General features: G+C 70.8%; 13 protein-coding genes. 8 read left to right on the forward strand and 5 right to left on the reverse strand.

Translation table 11 applies throughout. The features are described from left to right. The first annotated feature begins 124 nt into the window (after positions 1-124). From SSMG_RS14005 to SSMG_RS14020, 4 genes are all read left to right on the forward strand, one after another. Positions 125-700: a toll/interleukin-1 receptor domain-containing protein gene (locus SSMG_RS14005; protein WP_037713616.1), complete on the forward strand. Its 576-nt coding sequence runs from the start codon at positions 125-127 to the stop codon at positions 698-700. A gap of 3 nt (positions 701-703) precedes the next feature. After that, positions 704-2,311, forward strand: coding sequence for a KGGVGR-motif variant AAA ATPase (locus tag SSMG_RS14010; RefSeq protein WP_009076770.1), 1,608 nt, complete (start codon positions 704-706; stop codon positions 2,309-2,311). A gap of 63 nt (positions 2,312-2,374) precedes the next feature. Continuing rightward, positions 2,375-3,001 (forward strand): hypothetical protein, encoded by a 627-nt coding sequence (locus SSMG_RS14015; RefSeq protein WP_037713619.1) that lies wholly within the window; start codon positions 2,375-2,377, stop codon positions 2,999-3,001. Further along, complete coding sequence (locus SSMG_RS14020; RefSeq protein ID WP_009076772.1) at positions 2,998-6,261, forward strand: ATP-binding protein; 3,264 nt, start codon at positions 2,998-3,000, stop codon at positions 6,259-6,261. Before SSMG_RS14015 ends, SSMG_RS14020 begins: the two co-directional genes overlap by 4 nt. 48 nt (positions 6,262-6,309) lie before the next feature. On the opposite strand, the gene SSMG_RS14025 is transcribed toward SSMG_RS14020, so the two are convergent. Further along, the gene (locus SSMG_RS14025; RefSeq protein ID WP_009076774.1) at positions 6,310-7,017 is read right to left on the reverse strand and encodes a trypsin-like serine protease; all 708 of its coding nucleotides are present in this window, start codon (positions 7,015-7,017) and stop codon (positions 6,310-6,312) included. Positions 7,018-7,276: 259 nt separating this feature from the next. Between SSMG_RS14025 and SSMG_RS14030 the strand changes: the two genes are divergently transcribed. Continuing rightward, a complete protein-coding gene (locus SSMG_RS14030) occupies positions 7,277-7,693 on the forward strand; it encodes an STAS domain-containing protein (RefSeq protein ID WP_009076775.1) in 417 nt (138 codons plus the stop codon). A 115-nt stretch (positions 7,694-7,808) separates the two neighbouring features. Here SSMG_RS14030 and shbA read toward each other — a convergent pair whose 3' ends face one another. Together shbA and SSMG_RS14040 are read right to left on the reverse strand one after the other, a co-directional pair. Next, on the reverse strand, positions 7,809-8,459 hold the full coding sequence (shbA, locus tag SSMG_RS14035; protein ID WP_037713622.1) for an RNA polymerase sigma factor ShbA: 651 nt from the start codon (positions 8,457-8,459) through the stop codon (positions 7,809-7,811). Positions 8,460-8,742: 283 nt separating this feature from the next. Beyond that, positions 8,743-9,702 (reverse strand): hypothetical protein, encoded by a 960-nt coding sequence (locus SSMG_RS14040; RefSeq protein WP_009076778.1) that lies wholly within the window; start codon positions 9,700-9,702, stop codon positions 8,743-8,745. Positions 9,703-10,155: 453 nt separating this feature from the next. Between SSMG_RS14040 and SSMG_RS45345 the strand changes: the two genes are divergently transcribed. The 3 genes from SSMG_RS45345 (at position 10,156) to SSMG_RS14050 (ending at position 14,768) form a co-directional block, all read left to right on the forward strand. Then, positions 10,156-10,299 carry a hypothetical protein gene (locus SSMG_RS45345; RefSeq protein ID WP_158688025.1) on the forward strand — a complete coding sequence of 48 codons (144 nt, stop codon included), beginning with the start codon at positions 10,156-10,158 and terminating at the stop codon, positions 10,297-10,299. A 62-nt stretch (positions 10,300-10,361) separates the two neighbouring features. After that, entirely contained in the window at positions 10,362-12,542 is a 2,181-nt protein-coding gene (locus SSMG_RS14045; RefSeq protein ID WP_050788178.1) for a tetratricopeptide repeat protein, read from the forward strand. A gap of 630 nt (positions 12,543-13,172) precedes the next feature. Then, positions 13,173-14,768 carry an FUSC family protein gene (locus SSMG_RS14050; protein WP_037713624.1) on the forward strand — a complete coding sequence of 532 codons (1,596 nt, stop codon included), beginning with the start codon at positions 13,173-13,175 and terminating at the stop codon, positions 14,766-14,768. A 1,274-nt stretch (positions 14,769-16,042) separates the two neighbouring features. Here SSMG_RS14050 and SSMG_RS14055 read toward each other — a convergent pair. Beyond that, positions 16,043-16,447, reverse strand: a complete 405-nt coding sequence (locus SSMG_RS14055) for a hypothetical protein (RefSeq protein WP_009076786.1) — start codon at positions 16,445-16,447, stop codon at positions 16,043-16,045. A gap of 5 nt (positions 16,448-16,452) precedes the next feature. Beyond that, positions 16,453-17,892 (reverse strand): MDR family MFS transporter, encoded by a 1,440-nt coding sequence (locus tag SSMG_RS14060; protein ID WP_009076788.1) that lies wholly within the window; start codon positions 17,890-17,892, stop codon positions 16,453-16,455. Positions 17,893-18,266: the final 374 nt, after the last annotated feature.

The following is an 18,266-nucleotide window of genomic DNA, read 5'->3' on the forward strand; positions in this document are numbered from 1 at the left end:
GGTCGCGGGTTTTCGGCCACAAAGTGTCCAGAATCTGTCCCTTGTCGGCGCCGGTGCGAAAGGTATCGTCGTGCTCCGAGGTCGGATCGCCAGGACGCGGAAATCGACGGGGAGCGCTGCCCAGGTGTACCACTACGACGTTTTCATCAGTTATCTGCGCACCGCCGATCCGATCGCCCGGTGGGTGCGCAACCATTTCCATCCCCGGTTGCGCGAAATGCTCGACGGCAACCTCGACCGCGAGGTGCGGGTGTTCTTCGACGGCTCGGTCCGGGTCGGCGGCAAGTGGCCGGACGAGCTTCGGGCTGCGTTGCAGCGCACGAGAATCCTGGTTCCGGTGTGTTCCCCGAAGTACTTCTACGACGAGTGGTGCCGGGCGGAATGGGCCTCGATGGCACGCCGCGAAGAACTGGCCGGAGGAGACCGTCCGGCCACCCTGATCTATCCGGTCATCTATTGCGATTCGAAGAATTTCCCGCCGTTCGCGCACGAACGCCGGATGCAGGACTTGACCCGGTGGAACCACCCGTACGAGCAATTCGAGGTCTCGACCCGGTACCTGGGTTTTCACGACGAGATGAACCGCATCGCGGCGGAGATCGAGGAACTGCTGAGCGCGGCCCCGGCGTGGCGGCCGGACTGGCCGGTGCTCACTCCGCTCCCGGAAACCCCTCCCGCCGCAAGCTTTCCGAGGCTCTGAGCGATGGCGGGCGTCGTGATCACCTTCTATTCCTACAAGGGCGGCGTCGGGCGCAGCTTCACGCTGGCCAACGTCGCGGTGCTGCTGGCCCGCTGGGGGCATCGGGTGCTGTGCGTCGACTGGGATCTCGAAGCGCCGGGACTGCGCGAGTACTTCAGGCCCGAACTGGAGCGCGATCCCGAAGGCGGAGTGGTCGATCTCGTCGCCGATTTCCGGGCGGGCACCGTCCGGCCCAAGCGGCACATCATCCCGGTCAAGCTGGACAACGTGCCCGGCACGCTGGACTTCCTTCCCGCGGGCGGCGACGGCCCCGGGTATCCGGCGCAGGTGCAGGGGATCGATTGGGAAGGCCTGTACGACGAGGAGTTCGGCGAGTATCTCGAACGCTGCCGGGAAGCGTGGACCTCGGACTACGACTACGTCCTGCTCGACAGCCGCACGGGAATCTCCGACGTCGGCAGCATCTGCACCGCGCACCTGCCGGACCGGCTGGTCGTTCTCTACACCGCGAACATGCAGAGCGTCCGCGGCGCGGTCGACATCGCGCACCGGGCGAACGTCGCGCGGAATGCCCTGCCGTACGACCGTCCGCAGCTCCCCGTGCTGCCGGTCCTCTCGCGCTTCGACACGCGCGAGGAGTACGACCGCTCGGAAAGCTGGCGGGAAATCTGCCTGAACGAGACGCGGAGCCTCTTCGACAGCTGGCTGGACCAGGACGTTCCGCCCGCGGTGATCGCCCGCCATCTCACGCTGCCCTACGTCTCGTACTGGACCTTCGGCGAGCAGCTGCCGGTACTGCTGGAGAAAAGCCCGGGTGCCGACCAGATCGGGTTCGCGCTCGAAACCGTCGCCGCGGTGATCGCCCATTCCTTCGACCGGACCGAACTGCTGGCCGAAAACCGCGACGCCTACGTCGCGGCGGTGCGGACCCGAACGCAGAAGTTCGCCTACGACATCCAGGTCAGCATGCCCCGGTCGAGCCTCGACGTCTCCCGGAAGCTGGTGGCGGAGCTGGAAAAGCTCGGCATCCGGGTGGGGAGATCGCTGTCCGGCGACCGGTCCTGGCTCGGCCGCGCGGAAACCGACGCCCGCCACCTGTGCCTGGTGATCGACGGCAAGGCGAGCCGATGGCAGCTCGCGGAGGTCGAGTTGTTCCTGCACCGCACGTTCGGCCAGGACCGCAGGCTCATCCCGGTGCTCACCGAAGGCACCGACCCGCGCGAGCTGTCCGGCTACCTCGGCAACCTCCGGCATCTGCGCCTCGGCCCCGCGACCGGACCGGCGAAGGTCGCGCGCGGCCTCGCCGACGAGATCGGCTCCGGCCGGGCGCTGGCCGACACCGGCCAGGCGGACCTGGTTTCCCTGCTGCGGCAAGCCGAACACGGTCGGCTGCGGCCGGAACTGTGGGACCTCGTGGGCGAGTTCGCCGGCGAACTCCCGCCCGCGGTCGGCGCCGGGGACAGCGTGCGCGCCCAGGAACTCGGCGCGGACCTGGCCGTGCTGCTGCGCCCGCGCCGCGACGGCGACGGCGCGGTGCCGCCGCCGCCCCGGGTCCGGAACGCACTGGCCTGGGCCCGGCAAGTGCTCGACGTGCGGGTCAACGGCAGCTAGCCGCCCGCCCCCAGAACGCCCCGGCCGCGCCCGCGTCCGGGATGCCCCGAGGAAGGACGGCGGATGCACGAACGACTGAGCCACAAGCAGTCCGCGGCGATGATCGCGCTGATGGTGCACGGCCGGGAGATGACGAACCCGGAGCTGCGCAAGGAAGCGGGCTTCGCCCTCGACGGAAGGGACCGGCTCAAGCTCAACGAACGCTACGTCAGCAGCCGCAAATCCGGCCGGGCCTTCGCGCACCGGCTCACCGACGCCGGCTGGGACTGGTGCGCGGAAGAACTGGCCGCGCTGACCCCGCCGAAACCGGTGCGGAGCACGTTGACCGTGGTGGCTTACCTGGCGATGCACAAGTTCTTCGAGTATCTGCGGCTGCACAATGTTTCGCTGAAGGTGGTGTTCGCGGGCAGTGATGCACCGCAGGCAGCAGATCTGGAAGAGCAGATCCGGACCGCGTACCGGAAACTCGCCCGTTCACCGCGTGGCTGGGTCGGCCTCGCTGATCTCCGGCCTTTGCTGCGCGACGCTGCGACCGCCGAAGTCGACGCAGTGCTCAAACAACTCAGCCGTACCGGACAAGCGCACCTGGTGCCTGAGTCGAACCGCAAGGCTCTCACCCCTGCGGACCGGGAGGCGGCCGTGCGCATCGGCGGTGAGGACAATCATCTGCTCTCGATCGAGGTGTCATGATCGAACATTTAGCTGTTCTGGCGACCTTGCGGTTCGACTGGATCGATGCTCCTGACCACGTGTGGAAAGATTCGCCCTATCATGTCGACGGTCTGCACGACGACGTGATGTCGGCGATCGACGCCAGGATCCGCCATGCGGCCGCGAGCGACGGCCCGAGTCCGGTCGGTCTCGTGATGCAGGGGATGAAGGGCGTCGGCAAGACGCATCTCCTCGGCTTGGTCCGGCGGGCCGCGCATCTGGCTGGCGGCTATTTCTTTCTCGACAACCTCACGGCGGGGACCGCGTTCTGGGAGGACGCGGCCGATGCTTTGCGACACGGACTGTCGCGAGTGGACGCTTCGGGCGAGCCGCAGGTGCGCAGCTTTGTGCGCCGGGTGTGCGAGCGCAGCGACGTGCCGTGGGAAAGTGCTGCGGCGTTGCTCAGCGGAAAGGGGTTGAACCGGTCGCATCTCGACGCGTTCTTGGCGGGATTGCGCAAGCTGGACCGGCAGGTCGCGATCGAATGCGCGGACATGGCACGCGCGCTGGTGCTTTACGCCTCCGAGGATCCGACCCACAACGAGGTCGGCGACGCGTATCTAGGCCGTTGCGAGGAAGCGAAGTCCGGCAGCCGTCGCAAGTGGAGCATCCGGCTGAAGCCGAAGTCGGCAAAGGAACAAGTGCACGACATCACGCGGCTGCTGGCACTCACCGGACCGCTGGCGATCAGCGTCGACCAGTTCGACACACTGGTTGCCCGGTCGGACAAACTGGCGAGGGAAGGCGGGAAAGCCGGAGGAACTGATCTGCTCGTGGCCCAGATCGCCGACGGCCTGATGGGACTGCGGGAGGTGACCCGCCGGACGGTGACCGTTCTCGCCTGTCTGCCCGCGACGTGGGAACTGGTCAAGGAGAAGGCCGCTGACACTGTGCCTGACCGGTTCGAGGAAACCCGCATACTCGGGCGTGTGCTGGACGCCGAGGTGGGACGGCGTCTGGTGGAACGGCGATTGGGAGTCGCCTACGCCGCGATGGACTTCACTCCGCCGCATTCGACTTGGCCGGTGGCCGCCTCGGCATTCGACGGCCCGTGGGACGAATACACGCCGCGGGAAATGCTGAAGCGGGTCGGTACGCATATCGAAGCTTGCGTCCGCGCGGAACGAGTGGTGGAGATGACCACCTTCGATCCGGACGCGCCTGCAGCGCTGCCCGCGCGCCCGGCGCCCAAGCGTGATCGCTTCTCGGAGCTGGATGCCTGGTTCGAGCAACTCCGGGCGGACGCGGATCCGTCGGCGCTGCTTCACCCTAAGGTCGAGGACGAGGTGATGCCCCGGCTGCTCTCAGCGGCGTTGCGCGGCTGGATTACCGAGGTCGGCGACGACGAGATGGAGTGGGACACTCGCAAAACCGACGACGAGCTGCACGCCTGGCTCACTCACACCATCGACGAAGCCTCGGATCTCGAGGAGCATTGGGCGTTTCGCTCAATCGCTGCGAACCACGCGGTCGCGGTGCTCAACCGGTTCCGCAAGGCGCGTTCGGCGGCGGGATTGCGCCCGGGAGCGGACAACCGCCACCTCATCCTGATCCGGAACTCCTCGTGGTCCAAAGGAGAGAAAACCCAGGCCGAACTGCGGGCCTTCGAAGCCGCCGGGGGGAAGCGGCTCAAGATGTCCGAAGCGGACGTCCGGACGTTCTGGGCGCTGGACGAGATGTTCGTCAAGGGCGGCCCGGACGTCCACGAGTGGCTCATCGACCGCAGGCCCGCCCGGCGGTCCCAGCTGCTTTCCGGTGTCCTGCCCGACGCCGGGCCCCGCACCGGCGGTCCCGCGCAACCGGTCCCGCCACCGGCGCCTCCGCAACCCGCGGCTCAGCGGTCCGCGAACCCGAGCCCCGCGAATCCGAGCCCCACGAACCCAATCCCAGCGAACCAGCGACCCCCAGCCCAGCCCTCCCTCTTCACCCCGCGCCCGAACCGCACCGGAACCGCTCAAGCACCCCGTTCCGACGGGACCCACCCCCCGCCGGAGGGCGCCCTCACCCTCGGCACCGAAACCGGTTCCGGCAAACCTCTCCGCATCGAACTCTCCGCCCTTCGCAAGCACGCCGCCGTCTTCGCCGGGTCCGGGTCGGGGAAAACCGTGCTCCTGCGCCGGATCGTCGAGGAATGCGCGCTGCTCGGCGTGTCTTCCATCGTGCTGGACCCCAACAACGACCTCGCCCGCCTCGGCGACGCGTGGCCGAGTCCGCCGAGCGGCTGGGGGCCGGAGGACGCGCGGCTCGCCGAGCGTTATCTCGAAGGCACCGACGTCGTCGTGTGGACTCCGGGCCGCGCCACCGGTCGTCCGCTGGGGTTCGAGCCGTTGCCGGATTTCGCCGGGGTGCTCGACGACGAGGACGAGTTCTCCGCGGCCGTCGAGGTGGCGGTCGCCGCTCTCGCGCCGCAGGCCCGGCTCACCGGCAGCACTGCGAAGGCGGACATCGGGCTGGCCGTGCTGCGGCAGACGATCGTGCACCACGCCCGCACCGGCTCGCGGAGCCTGCCGGAGCTGATCGGCGTCCTCGAAGATCTGCCCGACGGCGTCACGAATCTCAACGGCGGCCGGAAAATCGCGGCCGAGGTCGCGGAGCTGCTCAAGGCCGCGATGGTGAACGACCCGCTGTTCGCCGGGGCCGCGACCCCGGTCGATCCGGCGCTGCTGCTCACCCCGGCGGACGGCAAGCGGGCGCGGATCTCAGTGATCAGCTTCGCCGGGCTGCCGTCCGAGGCGCAGCGGCAGAGTTTCGTGAACCAGCTGCAGATGGAGCTGTTCGCGTGGATCAAGCGGAATCCGGCGGGGGACCGGCCGCTGGGCGCGCTCTTCGTGATGGACGAGGCGCAGACGCTCGCGGCGTCCGGTTCGCTCACCGCGAGCACGCGCAGCACCATCGTGCTGGCCGCGCAGGCCCGGAAGTACGGGCTGGGGCTGCTGTTCGCGACGCAGGCGCCGAAGGGGCTGCACAACCAGATCGCCGGCAACGCGATGACGCAGTTCTTCGGGCGGCTCAACAGCCCGGCGCAGATCGCCGCGGCGAACGAGATGGCGCGCGCGAAAGGCAGTCCGGTGGCGGACATCTCGCGGCTGGAGCGGGCCCAGTTCTACGTGTCCGGCGAGGCGTTCGGCTTCCGGCGCGTGTCGACGCCGCTGTGCCTGAGCCACCACCCGGCGAGCCCGCTGCGCCTCGAGGAGGTGCTCGCCCGGGCCCGGAACGGGGAGGGAAGAGGGGAGGGGTGAAACAGCGGCCCGGACCCGGGGATCCGTCCGGGTCCGGACCGCTGCGGATCAGACTCCCGCGACCGACTGGATCCAGTCGCGGTACTGGGTGATGTTGATGTAGGCGGTGTAGGACTGGCGGTCGCTGGTGGAGGCGACGCCGACCTGCTTGCCGTTGGCGTACATCGGGCCGCCCGAGTCGCCGCCGGCGGTGATGCCGTCGCCGCGGTTGGCGCACACCGAGACGCCGGCCGCGCCGTCCGGGCAGTCGACCGAGGTGACCTGGACGTTCGCCACCTTCAGGACCTGCGACTGGCAGTTGATCTCCGGCTGGTCGGTGCAGGTCGCGCCCCAGCCGTAGACCTGCGCGGTGTCGCCGACGTTGACGTCGCCCGCGGTGCCGAGCGGCGCGTACTCGGTCTGGACCTTCTGGTCGATCTGGACCAGCGAGATGTCGGCGTCGGGGGAGTCGTGCACCGAAGTCGCGGACACCTCGGTGCCCTGCGTCTGGTCGAGGCTGCCGACGTGGAAGGTGATCTGCTTGCCGCCGGCGCCCTGCGTGCAGTGCCGGGCGGTGAGGATCCAGTCGGGCGCGATGATCGTGGCCGAGCAGAGTTCCTGGCCGCCGGCGAACATCCGGGCCGCGGCGTGCAGGGAGTCGGCGGTGCTGCCGTCGATGATGGCGGGCTGGGCGGGAGCGGCGGTGGCCGGGGCCGCGGCGGCGACGGCGGCGAAGGCCAGGCCGGACAGGACTGCGGCGGTACGCGCGATACGCACTGGTGATCATCTCCGGTGGGTACGGGGAGGGGTGGTCAGGTACTGACCCACCGTCGTGAATGTCGGTAAATGACGGAACCCGCCGAAGGTCGGGCTGACTCAGTTCCCGACTTTCGGCGTAGGTCAAGCGGCGCAGCCCCCGCCGGAGCGGTGCGGAGGCGGACTGTGAGCGCGGTCACCGTGCCCCGGGGGCCAGAATGGTGTCGGGTGGACGAGCGGGCGCGACGGGCCCCGCCTGGACAGGGAGTGCAGCACGCGGATGGAAGCCGGCTCACAGGGATCGGCACGGCTGAAGTCGTCGTACCGCTACGACGACCTCGACGTGCTCACGCTGCTGCTGGCGGGGGAACTCGACGCCGGCACCGCGCTGGTGGTGGTGCGGGCGGTGACGTTCGCGCTGGCCAAACGCCCGATGGCGCTGGTGCTGGACCTGACCGGGCTGACCGAGCTGAGCGACGCGGGCGTGCACGTCCTGCGGGCCGCGCAGGACCGCGCGGCCGCCGAGGGCGTCGTGCTGCGGCTGCTCGCGCACCCCTCCGGCGCGGCGGGGCGCCGGCTCGCCGAAACCGGGATGACCGGGGTGTTCGACATCTACCCCGACCGCACGGCGGTGCGCGTCGAGACCGACCGGATCGCGTTCCTGCGCCGGATGAAACGGCGGCTCGACGCGGGCTGAGCCGGTCCGGATCCGCGCGGGACGGGGCCGCCCCGCGCCGCCGAGGTGGCCCGAGCGGGTGAACTTCGGGGATTTTTTCTCGAGTGGTCCGGACCAGTGCGGGGATGTTGCGAGTTCACGCCAGCAGCGCTTCGGCGAGTCCCTGCTCCTGGATCGAGTCCCGCAGTTTCGCCAGCGCGCGACACTGCGTCACCCGGACGTTGCCCGGCGACATCCCGAGCGCCTTCGCCGTTTCGGCCGACGTCAGGCCGACGACGACGCGCAGCGTCAGGATTTCCTGTTGCAGCTTCGGCATCCCGGCCATCAGCCTGCCCAGCGACGCGCCCAGGTCGGCGGTCAGCGTGTGCGATTCGGGACCCTCGCCGAGATCCGGGTTCTCCGGGACGTCGGACACCGGCCGCGAGCGGTCGCGCGACACCGCGCGGAACGCGTCGGCCACCTTGTTCGCCGCGATCGCGCGGACCAGGTGCAGGAACGATCCGCCGCGGTCCTCGTAGCCCGGCACCGCCTGCAGGACCGCGATGCACACTTCCTGCGCGACGTCGTCGGCCGACAGGTACGACAGGTCGCGTCCGCCGATGCGGGCGCGGCAGTAGCGCGCGATCACCGGTTTGAGCAGCGCCAGCAGTTCCGGAGCCGCGCCGGGGACCTGGTCGCGGGCCGCGCGGACCACGGTTTCCAGGCGTTCGGCCAGCCCGGACGGGCGCGGCAGCGCGGACAGCGGGACATAGCCTTCGACCGGTTCGGGCGCGGTGGCGGTGGGCATAGAGGTCGTTCCTTTCGTACGGGCGGCCGCGGTGGTCTCGCCCGCTCGGTCCGGGAATCGGGCGCCCGGGCGCGGATGTTGCGCCCGGGCAGGTGTTGTCCAGCTTCTGTCCGTTGCGCGGCAACGGAATTCGCGCGGACCTGGACAGATCTTGGACAGGTTGCGGCCGCCGGTAGCGCGTCCCGGCGCGGCGGCGATCCCGGTGCGGTCGGAGAAATCCCGATCGGGAAGGGGAAGCGCGATGATCACGCACTGACCGGAGCCGCGGGCCCGGCCGGCCGGCTCAGCCGGCCGGGCTCCACCGGATCCCGTAGGCGAAGCCGGGCGCGAGCCGGTCGAAGCGCAGGTGCACCTCGCCCGAGCCGTCCGGGGCCACCACGTCGCCGCGTGCGCCCAGATCGCGTGCGTCGTCCTGGAACACGCGGTCCAGCCGCACGATTTCGGACGGCGGCGCGGCCGGGAAGCGCACGTGCAGGTCGAATCGGTCGACCGGATGCCGCGGCACGCACACGTAGTGCGGATGCCGGAATTCCGCGCGGAACCGCAGCGCGAGGTCGTGGGTGTCCCCGCGCGGCAGCGGTTTGGCCAGCCGCAGCGCCAGTCCGACCCGGTCGCTGGACTCCATCGCGCGGCGGACCAGCGTTCCGCCGTGGAAGACGTCGACGTCGAGATCGCTTTCGCGCACCGGCCCGGCGGCCGAGGACGTGGTGGTGAGGGTCAGCGCGAGGTCGAGTTCGGCGACCTCGTCGGCGTCGGCGACGATCCGGCGGAACTCGAACACCTCGGGCCGTTCCTGGTCCAGCGCAAGGGAGACGCGCAGCAGTTCGGTGTGCCAGCTGCCGTCGGGCGCGGGCCGTCCGCCGCCCTCGCGCGGGCCGGCGAGCGCGAGGTGCGCGACGTGCTCGATGCCCTCGTCGATGCGCCGCCGGATCGTGCGGTCGTCGCGGTCCAGTTCGCGCGCGGCCCAGTGCACCCGCTCCTGGTAGAACGGCTTGCGCGCCGGCTCGTGCATCGCGAACGCGGCGAGCACGGCGATCCGGAGGTCGTCCGGGAGCGTCTTGGCCAGCGGCTCCAGCACGTGCGCGAGCCGGTCGCGGATCTCGACGTTTTCCGCGTTGTCGGGAATCCCGCAGACCTCGCGCAGGACCGGGCCGACCCGAATCCCGAGCGGGGTGGTGAATACGCCGCGCCCCTTGCGGAGCACTTTCAATTCCGCGACCAAGTCCGCCGCGTTCGGTTCCACCCGTTCCTCCCTCGCGTCTCCCCGCCCGCAGCCACTGTTCCCAATGCGGCCGCCGATGTCCAGCCTTGCCCGGGACGGCGCACGGACTGTGACCGGAATGATTTCCCATTCCCGCGTCCGGCTGGCGCGGCCGGGTTTATCCGCGCGGGAAATTCGCTCGGATGGCTCCTTCCCGAAACGGCGGGTGACTGTTCCAGTTCCCGCCGGCGAACGGACGGCGGCCCGGTTTTCGATCTCGGGAGCGGTGTCCGCGGCGTACTGGGCCTGCTCCGCGGCGAATGACTTTCGCCGCGGTCCCGGCCGTCCGGGGCAATGCGAGTCCGTTGCCTCGCTGTTCCCCGTTCACGCGATTAAGGCGGAAACGGGAAACTCCTTCCCCGATTGCCGCGCGCTCCCGCATTCTCGGCACAAGCCGCTGACCAGGCGGGCGGAAATCCCCGGAAGGAGCTCGTCGTGAAGGTCGTCTGTTCGTTTTCCCTGCTGGTGCGCGCCGGGTTGTGGCTCGCCGGGGTCGCGCTCGTGTCCGGACTCGCGCTCGGCCATCCGGGCGGGCCCGCCCCGGTCGCGCCGCCGGCGCCGGCGCGGACCGCGCAGTGACGAAACCGCGGTCCGGCGTCTGCCGGATCGTCATACTGGGAGCGAGAAGAGGGTGGAGGCGGATGACAGCGCGCGCGACGTTCGGGGCGGAACTGCGGCGGCTGCGCACTTCGGCCGGGCTTTCGCTCACCGAACTGGCCGGACGGGTGCACTACAGCAAGGGGTACCTGAGCAAAGTCGAAACCGGCCTTGCCGCCCCGAATTCCGCACTCGCGGCATTGTGTGAATCCGAATTCGGCACTCCTGGGGCCCTTACTGCACTGGTTCCCGCGGAATCCGGAAAACGCCGGACCCGGCCGGACGTCCGCCCGTCCGGCCTCCCGCCGGTGACTTCCGAGTTCACCGGCCGCGATTCCGAATCCCAGGCCGTCCGCGGGATTCTCGAGTCCGACGGCGGCGTCTGCGTCATTTCGGGGATGGGCGGGACGGGCAAGACGGCGCTGGCGGTGCGGTGCGCGTACCGGCTCGAAGCGTCCTTCGCCGACGGAAGCCTCTTTGTCGACCTGCGCGGCACCTCCGACGAACCGGTCACGCCCGCCGACGCGCACGACCGTCTGCTGCGGATCCTGGAGGTCCCCGCCGAACGGATCCCCGCCGATCCCGACGACCGCGCGGCGCTCTTCCGCACGTGCCTGCGCGGCCGGAGTTTCCTGCTGGTGCTGGACAACGCGGGCAGCACCGGGCAAGTGCGCCCGCTGCTGCCCGCCGAACCCAAATGCCGGGTCGTGATCACCAGCCGTTCGCGGCTGCCCGCGTTGGACGAAGCCGAGCACGTGCCGCTCGGCGTCCTCCCGTCCGCTTCCGCCGCTGCCCTGGTCGCTGCGCTGACCGGCGCGTCCCCCGACGCCGCCCTGCGCATCGCCGACCGCTGCGGCCGCCTCCCGCTCGCCATCCGGATCGCCGCGGCCCGCCTGCGCGCGCACCCGGCGTGGGACGTCGCGGAACTGGAGCGCCGCCTGGCCGACGAGACCCGCCGCCTGAGCGAACTCGACGACGGCGAACGAAGCCTGGCCGCCGCCTTCCGGTTGTCCGTCCGCCAATTGGAGCAACCGGAGGCGCGGCTGTTCGGCCAGCTCGCCCTCCATCCCGGCCCGGACTTCGACGTCACCGCCGCGCAGGCGCTGGGCTCGCTCGATGCGCTGGAGGCCGAACGCCTGCTGGACCGCCTGCACCAGGCGTACCTGCTCACGCAGCCGGAACTGGGCCGGTACGGTTTTCACGACCTGGTAAGGGTTTTCGCCGCTTCCGGCGGGACGGACGCCGCCGCCTTCCGCCGCCTGGCCGATTTCTCCGTCGCCGCCGCGGAACGTGCCGACCGCATGCTGAGCGGCCCGCGGTACCGCCCGGAGGTGACCTATCCGGCGGGGTTGCCAGAGGTCGAATTCCCGGATCAGGACCGCGCGATGGCTTGGTTCCGCGCGGAATGGCCGAACCTGGTCGCACTCTGCCGCCGGACGGTCGCGTCCGAACGATGCTGGCAGCTGGCGTACTTCCTGCGCGGATTCTTCTACCTGACCAAACTGTGGGACCCGTGGATCGCGACGCACCGCTGGGCACGCGCCGCCGCCGAGGCCGTCGGCAACCGCTGGGCCGCCGCGACGACCACCGCGAACCTGGGCATCGCCTACGTCGACCGCGGCGATCTGGACGAGGCGTCCCGGTGTTACCGGCAAGCCCTGCGGGAGTACCGGGAAATCGGCGACCGCCACGGCGAAGCGACCGCCCTGGCGCATTCCGCCTGGGCGGACCATTACCGAGGCAACCACGAACAAGCCCTCCGCGATCTGCGCGCCGCGGCCGACTTCTACGACCTGACCGGCAACCGCCGCAGCGGCGCCATCACGACGCGGGGGATCGCGCTGGTCCTGACCGCCTTGGGACGCTCCGCGGAAGCCGCCCGGCTGGTCGAGGAAACCTTGTCGGTGTTCGAGGAATTGGGGCTGGAACTGGACGTCGTGATGGGCTTGAACTGCCTCGGCTGGGCGAGATTCCGCGCCGGGGACCACGCTGGGGCGGAATCGGCTTACCGGGAAGCCGCGGCCCGCGCGGAAGCCTGCGGAAGCACGCACGAGACGGCACGGGCTTACCTGGGATTGGGGAATGTGGCTGCGGCGCAGGGGGTCGGCGGGGAGGCTTCGTGGTGGGAACGGGCCGAGGCGGCACATCCGGACCTGGACCCGGTGACGGTGGGGGAGGCGGCCGCTCGGGCTGAGTTTCGGGGAGGGTCTTGCCCTGCTTGGTGATCCGCGGGGTGTCTTCTCTCGGATGGGCTGAGATTCGTGCGCTGATCTGACGTTGGGCGAGCCCCCTAACGGGTGCTTGCACCGGGATGACACCTAGAACATCGCAGCGACCGAACTGTCCTGGCTGGGGACGGCGAGGTGGCGCTGGCGAGAAGGGTCGCTGCGGGGTCAGCGTGGACTCCGGCTCAGCGCGAACCTCTGATGTTCTGGCCTGTGCCCAAAGGCTAGCGCCCCGCCGCCCGGGGCCGGGTGTGCCAGGCCTGGGGGCTGATGGTTTTGGCGGCAGGGTCGGCGCGGACAGCGGGCGAAGATGTCGCGCGCGACCGTGAAGCGTGGGGGCCTGGGTGCCGAGGGCTGGTGTCCGGATTCCTGTGGCTGGGTGTTCGACCCCGCGGATTCGGCGGTGGGCTGACGTGGGCGGAAGCGACGGTCTCGTCCGGTCGTGAAGTGTGCGGTCCGTTGCGGGGATGCGCGGCGCATCGGCAGGACAGCGACCGCAGCAGTTGCTCGCCGTCCACCAGACTGGGCAGTTCGCTCCGGCGAGCGAACTCCCGCGCGGGAGTGTGCCCGGGGTCTCTGCCCGCGGTGGCCGGGCTTTCGGGGCGGGTGGCGGCGTGTTGGGATGGGCGGATGGGATCGTCGCCCGAGCCGGTTGAGCAGTTGCCTCGCGTGGCGGGGTTCCGGGCGCTCATGTTCGCTTTGCCGCCGGTCGGGCGGAGGTGGTCGGCGGGGTTGCGGGCCGCGGCGGCGGTGGCGGTGCCCGGGGTGGCGCTGGTGCTGGCGGGGGCTTCGGCCTCGGCGTTGTTTGTCACGCTCGGGACGTTCGCGGTCCTGTACGGCGAGGGGCGGCCGTACCGGGTTCGGGCGGGCGTCGTGGCGACTGCGGGTGCCGGGTTGCTCGCGGCGGCTGCGTTGGGGGCTTCGGTGGGGACCGTGGTTCCGCCGGGTCCGGTGTCGGTGCTGGTGGTTTCGGTGGTCGCGGTGCTGGCGACATACGTCGTCGACGCGTTGCGGCTCGGGCCTCCCGGGCCGTTGTTCTTCGCGCTCGTTTGTGCGGGTGCGCAGGCGGCGGTCGAGGCGGGGGCGCGGCCGTGGGTGGTGCTCGGGTGCGCTGCGGCGGGGGTCGGGTCGTCGGTGGTGGTGTCGATGGCCGGGGTGCTGGCTGATCGGACGAAGCCGGAGCGGGCGGCCGTCGAGCGGGCGGTTCGGGCGGTGGACGCGTTTGTCTCCGCCGAGCGGAAGACGGCGGAGACTCGGCACGCGGCGGGTGCCGCGGTGTCGGCGGCGTGGACTGCGCTGCATGACGCGGGCCATCCGCGGCGGGGCACGCGACCGGATCTGGTGGAGACGTTGCTCGCCGCGCACCGGCGATTTGCTGATGCGTCGCCGGGGGAGGCCGTCGAACTGCCGCCGGGGAAGTTGCCGTTGCCGCGGCCGAACATCGGGTACCGGCTGCGGCGGGCGGTTCCGTTGCGTTCTCATGCCGCGTTGACGGCGTTGCGGGTGGGTGCCGGTTGCGTGGTCGCTGGGGAACTGGCAGTGGCAGTCGGGTTTGGACGGCCGCATTGGGCGGTGCTCAGCGCGCTCGTGGTGCTGCAGCAGGGATTGGACCGGCGGCGGACGAATGTCCGTGCGCTGCACCGGTTCGCGGGGACCGCGGCTGGGCTCGTGCTGTTCGGATTGGTGATGATGCTCGCGCCGTCCGGGGTGGTGCTGATCTTGATCCTGGCGGTGCTGCAGTTCTGCGTGGAGCTGGTGGTGCCGAGGAATTACGCGGTGGCGACGGTCGTCATCACGCCGCTCGCCCTGCTGTCCGCCGGGGTGGCGAGCCAGCCCGGCCCGGTGTGGCCCGCGGTGGCGGACCGTTTCGCGCAGACGGCGATCGGGGTTGTCGTGGCCGTGGCGGTGCAGTACGCGGTGGCGCCGCGGGCGCATCGGAAGACGTTGGACTGGACCGGGTCACGCGTTCGCGCCGCCGCGCGTGCGGTGCTGGCCGGCGCGCCGATCCCGCGGGCGGCGGCGCGGCGGGACCTGCAGTTCGAACTGGAAGGCGCGACCCGGGCCGGGGTGGATTCGGTGCACAACGAGCCCGGCTGGGCTGCCGAGCGATGGCCCGCCCACGCGGCCCTGGTCCATGACGGTTACGACCTGCTCCAGGCCTGCTGGTCCGCACCGGACGGCCAGCTGCGGGACGTGGCACGGTGGGAGCGCGCGTTCGGCCGGTGAGACCCGGGTGTCTGCTCGGTTCGGATCGCGGTGCGTGGTGGCGCGGTGGATGCCCCGGCGGGAGTTTCTGGACGTGCCGCTGCTCGGCGTGGGGTCCGGTGGGTGCCGCTCGTGCCGGGTGTGGATGCCCGGCGAATGTGCTGGGCGCGGGTGCGTGGGCACGCTCCGCGTGCGAGAGCGGGTGTTTGGGGGCACCTGGTGGTTGGCTGGCACCGGGCGTGGTCGAGTGGGTGGATGTGCCGATGTTCGGTGCGGGCCGGGTGGGTGTCGCTCGTGCTGGAGGTGGGTGCCATGCCGCGCACCGAATGCTCGGCGCGAGGCATGGTGAATGTGCCGATGCTTGGCACGGGTCTCGGTGAACGGGCTTGGGGCTGGGTGCCCGGTGAATGGGCTGGTTCTCGGCGCGGGTGCGCGGTGGATGGGCAGGCGCGTGGCGAGGGTGCCTGGTGGTGGGCTGGTGCTGGGTGCGGGTGCGCGGTGGATGGGCAGGCGCGTGGTGAGGGCACCTGATGGTGGGCTGGTGCTGGGCGCAGGTGCGTGGTGGGTGGGCACGCTCCGCGGGGGGCGGGTGCTTGGCGAGGGCACCTGGTGGTGGGGTGGCGCTGGGAGCGGGTGCGTGGGCACGCTCCGCGTGCGAGAGCAGGTGTGGTGAAGGTGCCAGGTGGTCGGCTGGCACCGGGCGCGGTCGCGTGGGTGGATGTGCCGATGTTCGGCGCGGGCCTGGTGGATGCCGCTCGTGCTGGAGGTGGGTGCCATGCCGCGCACCGAATGCTCGGCGCGAGGCATGGCGAATGGGCAGGTGCTTGGCGCGGGTCTCGGTGGATGGGCTGGTGTTGGGCACAGGGTGGATGGGCTGGCATTCAGCGGGCTCGGTCGATGCGCTGGTGCGGGTCCCATGTGGATGCGCTGGTGCTCGGCGAGAGACCGATCGGAGCTATCCGCCGTGCTGCGATTGGGGCGGGGCCAGCCGGTCGTTGCGTGCGAGGCTGATTGCTGGCCGGAGATTCGCGGAGGCTCGGCCAACTTCGATGAGGCTTGCCGACATGCGGCCGAACCCCCGAGGGCGAGGCCGCAGCCCTCGCGCGGTGTTGCTTGCGAAGGCCACGGCTGGTGCGACTCACCGAGGCGCGGCGGGTCGCGATCCCGCCGTCGTCCGGCTGTCGGACATCCGCCTCGGGGCGAGTGGCTCGGGGTCCGGCCGTGACCGAGCGTCGGGCCATCGACTGCGGACTCCGAGCCGCCAGCATCGTTCCGGAACGGGCCTGCCCGGCCGGTTACCGGGGGCGTAAGGCTGCTTCGACCTCCTCCTGATCCGTTTCGCCGGGCGTGATCGTCAGCGGGCCTGCGATGTCCAGCAGCCCGGGATGCCGGACGGTCCAGCTCAGCACCGGCAGCGAGTCCTTCGTCAGGTCGTGCGCGGACGTCACGGTGACGCCGGGCGTCGGGCCGCACGTGACGAGGTCTGCGGACGGGCCTCGGCCGTCGGTGGAGCAGAGGGCGGCTCGGCCGTCGGCGGAGAGGGCCAGCAGGGCTGGGGTGCCGTCGGCGGTGGCGGCTGGCAGGACGTGGTCGTAGTCGGCCATGCGGCGCAGGACCAGGCGGTGCACGCGGCGGCCGCGGATGCTGGTCATCGGTGCGGTGTAGGAGCGGGCGACGGCGTCTAGCCGGGCTGAGTCCATGAGGGTCAGGCCTCCTCCGGGAGTGCCGGGCGGGGTGCGCGGACGAACCAGGCGCCGGCCACCGCGAGCACTCCGATGCAGCCGGCGACGATGAACGCCGTCTGGAGGCCGTCCGCGTCGGGGCTGACCGCGGCGTGTTCGGCGCTGGTGAGCGTCGCGACGCTGACGAACACCGCGGTGCCCAGTGCGCCGGCAACCTGCTGGAGCGTCGAAAGGATCGCGCTGCCGTGCGAATAGAGATGGTCGGGCAGCACCGCGAGCGATTCGGTCATCAGCGGCGTCATCATCAGGCCGAGGCCGGCCATCAGGACGATGTGGATGCCGATCACCGCGATCAGCGGGGAATCCGGGCCCAGCAACGAGAACAGCCACAGCGAGACTGTCATCGCGAGCGCGCCGGGCAGCACCAGCGGGCGCGCGCCGACCCGGTCGAACAGGGCGCCGACCGGACGGCCGAGCAGGCCCAGCACCAACCCGCCGGGCAGGACGGCCAGGCCGCTGACGAACGTGGACTTGTGCAGGACGGTCTGCAGGTACAGCGGCAGCAGGATCGCGCCGGCGCCGATCAGGCACATGAACAGCACCGCACTCAGCCCCAGCGCGACGACGAAACTGCGGTGGGTGAACGGCCGCAGGTCGAGCAGGGCGCGGTCGCGTCGCTGCAGGCGGAGCTGCCGCCAGCCGAACACCGCCAGCGAAACCACGCCGACGACGATCGGCAGCCACGGCGGCATCAGCGCGGTTTCAGCGGATTCGCCCGCGGACGACAGGCCGTACAGGACTCCGCCGAAACCGACGGCGGACAGGATGACCGACAGGACGTCGAGCGGAACCGCGCGGGTTTCGCTGTCGATCCGCAGCCGCAGCATCCCCGTCACCAGCGCGGCCAGCGACAGCGGCAGCACGATGAAGAACATCCACCGCCAGCCGAGCGACGACAGCACCGCGCCGCCGATCGTCGGGCCGATCGCGGGCGCGACCGCGATGACGATGCTGATCGTGCCCATCGTCGCGCCGCGGCGTTCGGCGGGCACGAGCCGCATGACGGTGGTCATCAGCAGCGGGATCATCACCGCGGTGCCGCACGCCTGCACGACCCGGCCCGCCATCAGCAGGCCGAAGCCCGGCGCGATGCCGCACAGCAGCGTGCCGAGGCTGAACGACGCGAGCGAGAAGACGAACACCTGCCGCGGCGTGAACCGTTCGAGCAGGAACCCCGTCGTCGGGATCACCACCGCCATGGTCAGCAGGAAGCCGCTGGTGAGCCACTGGATCGTGGTGGTCGGCACGCGGAGGTCGACCGTCAGGTCGCGCAGCGCGATGCTCAGGATGGTCTCGTTGAGGATCATCACGAACGCCGACAGCACGAGCACGCCGATCAGCAGCCCCGGCTTGGCGGGCGGGCGGGCCGGGGCCTCGACGGCGGGGGAGGAGACGCCGCTCATGCGCGCACCTCGCTAGCGGAGACCAAGACGAAGTCAGGGGTCGCGAGGCGGGCGGCACGAGCGGAACGTGCGTCGGCCGACGGACGGCTGGGGAACGTCGGACGGCTGCCGGGGAAAGCTCTGCGCGCGGCTTCACCGGCCGCAGCGGACGGGGTCGGGGACTGCTGGATTTTCACCTCGCCAGGATACGGAGCAGCACCGACAAAACCGGCGTCGTTTTCCTCCGGCGGCCCGCGCCGGCGGAGGAAACAGCGCGCCGGGAAGCCGGGAAAAAAGCCGCTCGACCAGCAGGTGGCCGCTAGCGGCAGGAAAAATAAGCAAACGAGAAATCTCCTGCGCGCCCAGGGGCGACGGGAGCCGAAGCCGGCGGGCGC

The sequence above is a fragment of the Streptomyces sp. AA4 genome (assembly GCF_000158875.1).
Lineage (GTDB): Bacteria > Actinomycetota > Actinomycetes > Mycobacteriales > Pseudonocardiaceae > Amycolatopsis.

What these genes read in the sequence shown, in the direction of transcription:
- SSMG_RS14055 (WP_009076786.1), bottom strand. Translation starts at nt 16,447, where the DNA reads ATGGACTCAGCCCGGCTAGACGCCGTCGCCCGCTCCTACACCGCACCG.
- SSMG_RS14050 (WP_037713624.1), top strand. Translation starts at nt 13,173, where the DNA reads ATGGGATCGTCGCCCGAGCCGGTTGAGCAGTTGCCTCGCGTGGCGGGG.
- SSMG_RS14020 (WP_009076772.1), top strand. Translation starts at nt 2,998, where the DNA reads ATGATCGAACATTTAGCTGTTCTGGCGACCTTGCGGTTCGACTGGATC.
- SSMG_RS14010 (WP_009076770.1), top strand. Translation starts at nt 704, where the DNA reads ATGGCGGGCGTCGTGATCACCTTCTATTCCTACAAGGGCGGCGTCGGG.
- SSMG_RS14030 (WP_009076775.1), top strand. Translation starts at nt 7,277, where the DNA reads ATGGAAGCCGGCTCACAGGGATCGGCACGGCTGAAGTCGTCGTACCGC.
- SSMG_RS14060 (WP_009076788.1), bottom strand. Translation starts at nt 17,892, where the DNA reads ATGAGCGGCGTCTCCTCCCCCGCCGTCGAGGCCCCGGCCCGCCCGCCC.
- SSMG_RS14015 (WP_037713619.1), top strand. Translation starts at nt 2,375, where the DNA reads ATGCACGAACGACTGAGCCACAAGCAGTCCGCGGCGATGATCGCGCTG.
- SSMG_RS14045 (WP_050788178.1), top strand. Translation starts at nt 10,362, where the DNA reads ATGACAGCGCGCGCGACGTTCGGGGCGGAACTGCGGCGGCTGCGCACT.
- shbA (WP_037713622.1), bottom strand. Translation starts at nt 8,459, where the DNA reads ATGCCCACCGCCACCGCGCCCGAACCGGTCGAAGGCTATGTCCCGCTG.